The 9,035-nt window shown below is 32.7% G+C and carries 8 protein-coding genes; 6 read left to right on the top strand and 2 right to left on the bottom strand.

Translation table 11 applies throughout. The features are described 5' to 3' along the window. The first annotated feature begins 592 nt into the window (after window positions 1-592). Complete coding sequence (locus B8T70_RS03875) at window positions 593-1,435, top strand: mechanosensitive ion channel family protein (protein ID WP_086893980.1); 843 nt, start codon at window positions 593-595, stop codon at window positions 1,433-1,435. A gap of 3 nt (window positions 1,436-1,438) precedes the next feature. On the opposite strand, the gene B8T70_RS03870 is transcribed toward B8T70_RS03875, so the two are convergent. Next, a complete protein-coding gene (locus B8T70_RS03870) occupies window positions 1,439-2,131 on the bottom strand; it encodes a hypothetical protein (protein WP_086893979.1) in 693 nt (230 codons plus the stop codon). A gap of 321 nt (window positions 2,132-2,452) precedes the next feature. On the opposite strand from B8T70_RS03870, the gene B8T70_RS03865 reads away from it, so the two are divergent. The 4 genes from B8T70_RS03865 to B8T70_RS03850 are packed head-to-tail and all read left to right on the top strand — an operon-like array spanning window position 2,453 to window position 5,878. Continuing rightward, a complete protein-coding gene (locus tag B8T70_RS03865) occupies window positions 2,453-2,842 on the top strand; it encodes a DUF1398 domain-containing protein (protein ID WP_039118348.1) in 390 nt (129 codons plus the stop codon). Window positions 2,843-2,874: 32 nt separating this feature from the next. Beyond that, window positions 2,875-3,735 carry a ThuA domain-containing protein gene (locus B8T70_RS03860; protein WP_207621516.1) on the top strand — a complete coding sequence of 287 codons (861 nt, stop codon included), beginning with the start codon at window positions 2,875-2,877 and terminating at the stop codon, window positions 3,733-3,735. A 28-nt stretch (window positions 3,736-3,763) separates the two neighbouring features. Then, a complete protein-coding gene (locus tag B8T70_RS03855) occupies window positions 3,764-4,618 on the top strand; it encodes a sulfurtransferase (protein ID WP_086893978.1) in 855 nt (284 codons plus the stop codon). An 18-nt stretch (window positions 4,619-4,636) separates the two neighbouring features. After that, window positions 4,637-5,878 carry an ATP-binding cassette domain-containing protein gene (locus B8T70_RS03850; protein ID WP_242667419.1) on the top strand — a complete coding sequence of 414 codons (1,242 nt, stop codon included), beginning with the start codon at window positions 4,637-4,639 and terminating at the stop codon, window positions 5,876-5,878. Window positions 5,879-5,921: 43 nt separating this feature from the next. Here B8T70_RS03850 and B8T70_RS03845 read toward each other — a convergent pair whose 3' ends face one another. Further along, entirely contained in the window at window positions 5,922-7,448 is a 1,527-nt protein-coding gene (locus tag B8T70_RS03845) for a SulP family inorganic anion transporter (protein WP_039112968.1), read from the bottom strand. Window positions 7,449-7,723: 275 nt separating this feature from the next. Between B8T70_RS03845 and B8T70_RS03840 the strand changes: the two genes are divergently transcribed. Further along, window positions 7,724-8,917, top strand: coding sequence for a sodium:proton antiporter (locus tag B8T70_RS03840; RefSeq protein WP_086893977.1), 1,194 nt, complete (start codon window positions 7,724-7,726; stop codon window positions 8,915-8,917). The last annotated feature ends 118 nt before the right edge of the window (window positions 8,918-9,035 follow it).

The raw sequence follows: 9,035 nt of genomic DNA, 5'->3' as shown, positions 1-9,035 counted from the left end.
CGAGGTAGGATTACTTTTAAATTTTGGAAAAAAACCTGAATTTAAAAGAAAAATTTTCGAAAATATCAGAAAAACTAGAAAATAAAATCTGTCCCGACACTTCAAGATCGCATCTATGCTTTATAAAATCTATATAATCAGCCTCCAATACAATAAAAACAAAACAATAAAATCCGTTTTATTCATCTTTTAACACGCATCAAAATAATAAATCCGTTTTTTATCTGCGTCTTTGCTTTAGCAAATCCGTATAATCCGCGTCCAAACACGCTATAAAAATAATCCGTTTTTATCTGCGTCTTCGCTTTAGCAAATCCGTTTAATCCGCGTCCAAATACGCTATCAAACATAAAAAAGAAGGTGTTTTTCGAAATAATTATATCGATGCCGACGGAAAAAGCAAAGACGATGTCTATTATAGCATTATTAAAGAAGATTGGAGCGAATTAAAAGCTTTCAATTTCTCTGAATTTAATTAAATTTGTGTTTCCATTAGAAACATACAATAAAACTTTAGCCATTCAGATATCAAGAAAATTAAGCTTTCACTACTTAATGACACTTAATACCTTAGTGGTAAAAAAATCAACCAATGATAAACCTTTTAAAAGACTTTAGATTAATTGTTGCTATAGTAATAATACTGATTATAACAATCCTATTGGCTACTATTATCGATAAGCTTTTTATTCGTTTTATTCGCCGCCGATTAGGCGTTAACGATTTTGATAGTACAGGATATAAATTCTTGAAACATTTAGTAATCACTATAATTTATATTCTGGGGATTGCATTTGCATTAATACAAATTCCAGAATTTAAACTCATAGGACATTCATTACTCGCTGGTGCAGGAGTACTTTCGGTTATTGCAGGACTTGCTTCACAACAAGCTTTAAGTAATATTATGAGCGGGATATTCTTAGTGATTTTTAAACCTTTCAAGATAAATGATAAAATAACAATCAATAATTTTAGCGGTGTAGTCGAAGATATTAATTTAAGACAAGTGGTTTTAAAAGACATGGAAAATAACCGTATTATTATTCCAAATTCCGTTATAAGTAATCAGATTATCCTAAACACAAATATGAATGATTCTAAATGCTGCAAAATAATCGAAATAGGAATAGGTTACGACTCAGATATTGATAAAGCCTTAACAATAATGAAAGATGAAGTTGCTAAACATCCTCTTTTTATAGATACACGAACTGCTGCAAACAAAAAAAATAATGCTCCACTAGTTGTAGCAAGAGTTGTAGCGCTTAACGATTCGAGCGTAAACTTAAAAGTTTGGGCTTGGGCAAAAGATGCGACCGATGGTTTTGTTATGTATTGCGATTTATTACACAGTATAAAAAATCGTTTTGATGCCGATAAAATAGAAATTCCATTCCCACAACAAGTCGTTACACTAAAAAAAGAACTCTAACTATTACTGAAACTTCAGTCCGAAATTTACTTTATCAAAAGTTGTACTGCAAGAAAGAGCAAATCTCCCAATATTCAAAGTTCCAAAAATGCCCTCAACTCCATGACCCGAGTAAAATCCTCCAAGAGAAAAACGGTCAATCTGATATTTTAATGCAATATCATTAACCCGACTGCTCAATTGACCGAAGACTATTATTCTAGGAACAATTTCGTAGCTCGCAAATACTTTTGGAGCCATTTTTTGATAATAATCAAAACTTTCATCCGTTTCATAATCAACACTTGTAGAATGCAAATTTTCTAAACTTCCACCAATAAAAGTATTATTTTTTGGATGCCACGAAATATTAAGCCCAGTAAATGTTCCATCATAACCACTGCGCGATTCTACGTAACCAACACCAATTGTTGCTCTGAAATTCTCAAATATTTTACCAACATAGCCTATGTAAGTTCGGTCAATTTCTGATTTATCAATTCCAGCTCCAAGAATGATATCATCCGAACGCATTCCAAAAGCATATTGAAAATAGGTTGAATATTCGTTGTTATTCCCCGCAACAACGCTTCGCCCTTTATCAAGATCGATATTTGGCGATATTAAAGTCGAGTTTATAACTGCAAAATCAAATGTATTGACTTCTTGAGCAAATGTGGGTATAACAAATAAGAGTAAAAGTATAGTTATTTTCATAATTCCAGTTTTAGCTTACAACATTATATATCTAATTTACATATATTTTTCTTGTTAATAAAAGAAGTCCTACGAAGTGCATCATTATTCGTCAAAATGCAATATTTTCACAATTATATCTTACAAAATATTAACAATCAAATACATACTTACATATTCTCAAAACGAGGATATCCTTAAAGTAACATCTTAACCATAAATTATAAAACAATTATCTCTGCACATCTGCTATGCAATTTTTTGTTTTCATAAAAAGAAAACGTATTGCCATTAATCGTATTTTTGAAACAATAAATAATTCTAACATCAATACAAATTAATATGTTTACAATAGAGCAAATTAAAGAAGCACACTCAAAAGTGAAAACTGGAGCTGATTTTCCTAATTATATTCAAGATTTAATAATCTTAGGAGTAAAAGGATATGACACCAATGTAAATGATGGTACTGTAGAATATTATGGTGTAAACAATTATAGAGTTGCCACTGATGATAAATACGATGAAATTAAAGTAACATCAAATGTTAATAAAGAACGTTTTCTAGAATTCTTATTACAACACCAAGACGGACAAACAGATTATATAACATTTTGCAAACAAGCAGGAGAATGCGGTATTGCTAAATGGAGAGTAGATATTATCGAAATGACTTGTACGTACTACGATAGATCTGGAAATGAAATATTAATAGAAAAGATTCCTGATTAATTAAATAAAATCATCAATTCAAAATTTATTCAATGCAATTTTCTGGTCAAAAAATCTATTCAATTGCCCAAAAAAGTATGTTGTTATTACTTTTTATAACTGCTTTTTCAGGATTTTCTCAAAATAGTAAAAGCAATTCAAAATTTAAGGTAATTGCATTTTATACTGCCAAAAATGACCAAGCTCATATCAGTTTTGTGCATGAAGCCAACAAATGGTTTCCTAAGATGGCAGAGAAATATAATTTTGAATATGATTCAACCAATAATTGGGATAATCTTAATACTAAGTTCTTAGCAAAATATCAGGTCGTTATATTCTTGGATACTCGTCCCGAAGAAACCAAGCAACGAGAAGCGTTTAAAAAGTATATGGAAAATGGTGGCGCCTGGATTGGGTTTCACTTCGCTGCATTTGCTTTAAACGATTCTCAATACCCACAAAACTGGGATTGGTACCACAATCAATTTTTAGGATCTGGCGAATACGGAAGCAATACATGGAAACCTACATCGGCAATACTACGACTTGAAAGCAAATTTATTATAACCAAAGATGTTCCTCAAACATTTAAATCATCGCCAAACGAATGGTACAGATGGCAAAATGACCTTAGGGATAATCCTGATATCAATATACTCTTAGCAATAGATGATACTAGTTTTCCTTTAGGTACTGGACCAAAACCAAGCGAGATATGGCATAGTGGTTATTATCCCGTAGTTTGGACAAATAAGAAGTATAAAATGGTCTATTTTAATATGGGACATAATGATATAGATTATGAAAATAACACCAATAAAACACTTTCGTACACATTCGAAAACGAACCACAAAGTCAGCTGGTTATAAACACGTTATTGTGGCTAAAAAGCAATACAGGAAATCTTTAATTTTTTTTAATTTTTAATTCATAAAAAAATGTCAGAACAAGTATCACCCATCATAAATACAGAAGATTTAATAGCATCACAAAAATCAGATATTGTAATTGTTGATGCCAGAGCAGGAATCAATGCCAAAGAAAACTATACAGCATCTCATTTACAAAATGCTCGTTATGTTGATTTAAATCTCGATTTGGCAACTGTTCCTACAGATGCTGCAAATGGCGGCAGACATCCTTTACCTTCATTATCAAAATTTTCCGAAGTGTTATCAAAATTCGGAATATCGCCATCAAGTCATGTAATTATATATGATGATAAAAATAGTTCGAATGCTGCAGCACGTTTCTGGTGGATGCTTAGAGCAATTGGACACAAAAAAGTACAGGTTATAAATGGTGGCTTACAAGCAGCTGTAAAAGCAGGTTTTCCCGTAAGTTCTGGAATTGAAACTTTTGCGGAAGCAGCATTATATCCAATCTCTAACTGGGAATTATCTCAGGCAGATATTACCGAAATTGACAAAGCAAGCAAGAACCAAGATACTATAATCATTGATGTTCGGGATAAAGACCGTTTTGATGGCTTAACAGAACCTATCGATTTAATTGCAGGACATATTCCCGGAGCGACAAATGTTCCTTTTACCAGCAATCTAAATGAAGATGGTACCTATTTTTCTCCAGAAGTTTTAAAAGCTAAATATCAAGATATTCTTGGCAATACAAAACCCGAAAACGTAATTGTACATTGCGGTTCGGGCGTAACAGCATGTCATACGCTACTTGCAATGGATTATGCCGGGTTACCAATTCCTAAACTTTATGTTGGTTCCTGGAGCGAATGGTCAAGAAATAATCGCCCAATGATTACTGCCGAAACAAAATAGATTTCTTAAATTGCGCAAATGAACACTATAGAACATTGGGACATCCTTTTATCCAATACAGTTAATAAAAAAGCTTTTATCGAAACGGTACTTGACGGAAATGCCGAAGGAGAATTAGCGGCTTTTAATTCCCTAAACGGAATTCTATTTTCGGACATTGCAATTGATAAATTTATAGAAAAAGAATACCAATATGATCTGATTGAAGCCGCTGCAGAATCAAATAGAAAACTACGAACATTCTCCTCGGGCGAACGTAAAAAAGAGTTTTTAAACTATTGCGTAAAGCAAAATCCAGATTACATTATTTTTGATAATCCGCTAGATCATTTGGATCATGCCTCACGTATTACATTGGCAAATTCTCTGGAACAATTGGCGAAATCTGTTCGGATAATTCAATTGGTAAATCGTGCTGCCGATTTATTTCCTTTTATACAGAATAAAGCCCAGATTACAGACAATTCTTTTGTTTTAAACGAAATAAAAACTACCGAAAATAGTTCAAATTCAGTAAAAGTCTCCATTCCTAAACCTGCAGAACCTACAGATTACGATGAAGAAGTATTGATACACATGAATGCCGTTTCTGTAAGTTACGACGAAAGAAAAATCGTTGACGCTATTACGTGGACAATTAAAAAGAATGAATTTTGGCAACTTATCGGACCTAACGGTTCTGGAAAAAGTACAATCCTATCCTTAATTTCTGGTGACAATCCAAAAGGTTACGGACAAGATTTATTCCTTTTTGGAAAGAAGAAAGGCAGCGGAGAAAGTGTTTGGGATATCAAAAAGAGAATTGGGTATTTTTCGACTTCCATGACCGATTTATTTCAGAAAAAGCACAGCTTAGAACACATGATTTTATCTGGTTTTTTTGATTCAATTGGATTATATACGGAACCAACATCCTTACAAAGACAAATCGTATCGCAATGGCTTGATGTGATTAAAATGAGCCATTTAAAGAATAAAATATTTACACAACTTTCTATCGGGCAGCAAAGAGTTGCATTAATAGTTAGAGCCGTATTAAAACATCCTCCATTAGTAATTTTAGACGAACCTGTAGAAGGTTTGGATGATGAAAATGTAGCTTTAGTTATTGAACTCGTTAATCTTTTGGTCAAAGAAACTAGTATGACAATCTTATACGTTTCTCATCGCATAGAACCAGGTCTTACACCTACATCTATATTCGAATTAATTCCATCAGAAACTGGATCAATTGGAAATATAAAATCACAATCCCTATAATTAAAAAGAGCCTGAAAATATTTTCAGGCTCTTTTTAATATTCTTAATCAGCAGTAACTTTATAAGTAGGATCTTCGAGAATATCCACAATAATATTAGCATTTTTAAGTAACAATCGGCAATCGTCACTTAAATGATATAACCGAACCGTTTTATTGATTTTTGCATACCGTTCTGTAATTTTATTTACAGCATCAATGGCACTCATATCTACAATTTTACTTTCTTTAAAATCGATTATTATTTCTTTCGGATCATCCTGAACATCAAATTTCTCCATAAACCCCATTGTAGAACCAAAAAAGAGCGGTCCAAATATCTCGTAATGCTTTACTCCATTATCATCAATATACTTTCTGGCACGGATACGTTTGGCACTTTCCCAAGCAAAAACCAAAGCCGAAATAATAACACCAATTAAAACTGCCAAAGCCAGATTATGCATAAAAACAGTAATCACCGCAACGATTATTCCAACAAAAATATCGTGTTTAGGCATTTTATTAATAATCCTGAAACTAGCCCATTCAAACGTTCCTATTGCAACCATAAACATAACGCCAACCAAAGCTGCCATAGGTAATTTTTCGATTACTGGTGCTCCAAACAAGATAATAACAAGAATGGTTAGTGATGCAATAATACCCGATAAACGAGCTCTGGAACCAGCCGAGATATTTACCAACGTTTGGGCAATCATTGGGCAACCACCCATCCCGAAGAAAAATCCATTTACAATATTGGCACTTCCCTGAGCAATGCATTCCCGATTTCCGTTTCCTTTTGTTCCTGTAAGTTCATCGACCAAGTTTAATGTTAGCAAACCCTCCGTTAACCCTACAGAAGCCATAATTAAAGAATACGGAAAAATTAATTGTAACGTTTCGAGATTCCAATTAATATTAGGCAAATGAAAAGGAGGAAAACCACCACTTATTGAGGCGATATCGGCAACAGTTTTTGTCTGAATACCTAAACCAAGAACCAAACCAAAAACGACAATAATCGCTACTAACGAAGCCGGAATTGCTTTGGTAATTTTAGGAAACAAAATTACTATTGCTATTGTTAAAGCAACCAATCCAAGCATAATAAACATAGGATTTCCCGATAACCAAACTAACTCGCCATTAACAACCGTTTTAAATTGCTTTAATTGCGACATAAAAATTACAATTGCCAAACCATTTACAAAACCAAACATTACAGGTTGAGGAACTAATCGGATAAATTTACCCCATTTAAATAAACCTACCAGAATTTGCAAAACACCAGCCAAAGCCACCGCTGCAAAAACATATTCTAAACCGTGCGATTTCATTAAAGCAATCAATACAATTACCGTTGCTCCTGCTCCACCCGAAACCATACCTGGGCGACCACCAAAAACAGCCGTAATTAATCCCATGATAAATGCAGCATATAAACCAACTAAAGGCGGAAAACCAGCAAGAATGGCAAACGAAAGCGATTCGGGAATCATAGTCATAGCCACCGTAAAACCTGCAAGAATTTCGGTTTTATAATCTACTTTTTGTGTAAAATCAAATAAGTTAAAATATTGCTTCATTATTTAAATATAAATCTGAAAAGGTGAAAACTAATAAAACAGTTTTTTCTTACTATTATTATTTTCATAATAAGAAAAAATCTTTTTTATAAGCGCAACAAAAGTAACTATTTTACAGCGTATATCATTACTAATCCAACTTTACAAATGAGACAAAAGCTACTATTTCTTTAACAAAACCTATGATTTATTAGTAAGATTTGGTAAATTACATCAACATTTCCTGTCAATCCCCATAATAACAATAGCTAAGAGTAATTAAAAAAGAATCAAAAATGACAATAATAATTACATTTTGTGTCTTATTGCTTATCGCCTACTTATTCGATTTAACCTCATCGAAAACAAGAATTCCATCCGTAATATTATTACTCCTTTTGGGCTGGACAGTAAGGCAAATAACTAAATTCCTTGATATCGAGCTTCCTAAATTCACCCATCTACTCCCTATTTTAGGAACCATAGGACTTATATTAATTGTACTCGAGGGAGCACTAGAACTGGAACTTGACAAATCCAAATTGCCATTAATAAAAAAATCAGCAATAGGTGCATTTCTTTCCTTTATAGCATTTGCCTTTGTACTGGCATATTTATTCCATTATTATGGAGGATACCCGCTTCAAGCCTGTTTAATAAATGCAATACCATTTTGCGTAATTAGTAGTGCCATTGCAATTCCAAGTGTTCAAAATCTAAACCTGAGCCAACGAGAATTTGTAACTTACGAGAGTAGCTTATCGGATATCTTTGGCGTAGTATTTTTCAATTTCATATATTATAATACCACTTTTGGATTCTCAACTTTTAGCTACTTTTTTCTGCAGATTTTAATTATGATAGTAATCTCTTTTTTAGCAACCATGCTATTATCATTACTCCTTAATAGAATTGAACATCATATTAAGTTTGTACCTATTATTTTATTAATGATTCTAATTTATGAAATTTCAAAAAAACACCATTTACCAGCACTACTTTTCATCTTGATATTTGGTCTCTCAATTAATAATTTTAATCAGTTAAAAAACTATAAATGGAGTGAACGCCTTCGCTCAGAATCACTAGCAAAAGAGGTACAGAAATTTAAAGAACTCACTGCCGAAGGTGCTTTTATAGTAAGAGCATTATTTTTTCTGCTATTTGGCTATTCACTCAGAAGAGCCGAAATACTTAACCCAGACACTATCTTTTGGGCAATTAGAATCGTAATACTTATTTTTATAATTAGAACGATTCAATTACACTTATCTAAAGTTCCCTTATTACCCTTACTTTTCGTAGCACCACGCGGACTAATAACCATATTATTATTCATTGGTATAACTGTCGAAAATCAAATCGGCTTAGTAAACGAATCCCTTATTATTCAAGTAATCTTAATCTGTGCCTTCTTGATGATGTTTGGTGTAATGATTACTTCCAAAAAAGAAGAACCAAAAGTCGTGAAAGAAGACAAATTAAATTAAATTAAAGATTTTACCATTAAGAGATTAAGAAAAATTAAGAAAAAGGCTTGAGAGGAAATCCGTTTAATCCGTGTTTTCGCCTTAGCGAATCCGTATCATCCGCGTTCCTTTATAGACA

The sequence above is a fragment of the Flavobacterium sp. AJR genome (assembly GCF_002156885.1).
In the GTDB taxonomy this organism is placed as follows: Bacteria; Bacteroidota; Bacteroidia; order Flavobacteriales; family Flavobacteriaceae; genus Flavobacterium.
The sequence above is the reverse complement of the archived record's forward strand: the minus strand, read 5'-3'. Positions and strand labels throughout refer to the sequence as shown.

What these genes read in the sequence shown, in the direction of transcription:
- B8T70_RS03875 (WP_086893980.1), top strand. Translation starts at nt 593, where the DNA reads ATGATAAACCTTTTAAAAGACTTTAGATTAATTGTTGCTATAGTAATA.
- B8T70_RS03870 (WP_086893979.1), bottom strand. Translation starts at nt 2,131, where the DNA reads ATGAAAATAACTATACTTTTACTCTTATTTGTTATACCCACATTTGCT.
- B8T70_RS03865 (WP_039118348.1), top strand. Translation starts at nt 2,453, where the DNA reads ATGTTTACAATAGAGCAAATTAAAGAAGCACACTCAAAAGTGAAAACT.
- B8T70_RS03860 (WP_207621516.1), top strand. Translation starts at nt 2,875, where the DNA reads ATGCAATTTTCTGGTCAAAAAATCTATTCAATTGCCCAAAAAAGTATG.
- B8T70_RS03855 (WP_086893978.1), top strand. Translation starts at nt 3,764, where the DNA reads ATGTCAGAACAAGTATCACCCATCATAAATACAGAAGATTTAATAGCA.
- B8T70_RS03850 (WP_242667419.1), top strand. Translation starts at nt 4,637, where the DNA reads ATGAACACTATAGAACATTGGGACATCCTTTTATCCAATACAGTTAAT.
- B8T70_RS03845 (WP_039112968.1), bottom strand. Translation starts at nt 7,448, where the DNA reads ATGAAGCAATATTTTAACTTATTTGATTTTACACAAAAAGTAGATTAT.
- B8T70_RS03840 (WP_086893977.1), top strand. Translation starts at nt 7,724, where the DNA reads ATGACAATAATAATTACATTTTGTGTCTTATTGCTTATCGCCTACTTA.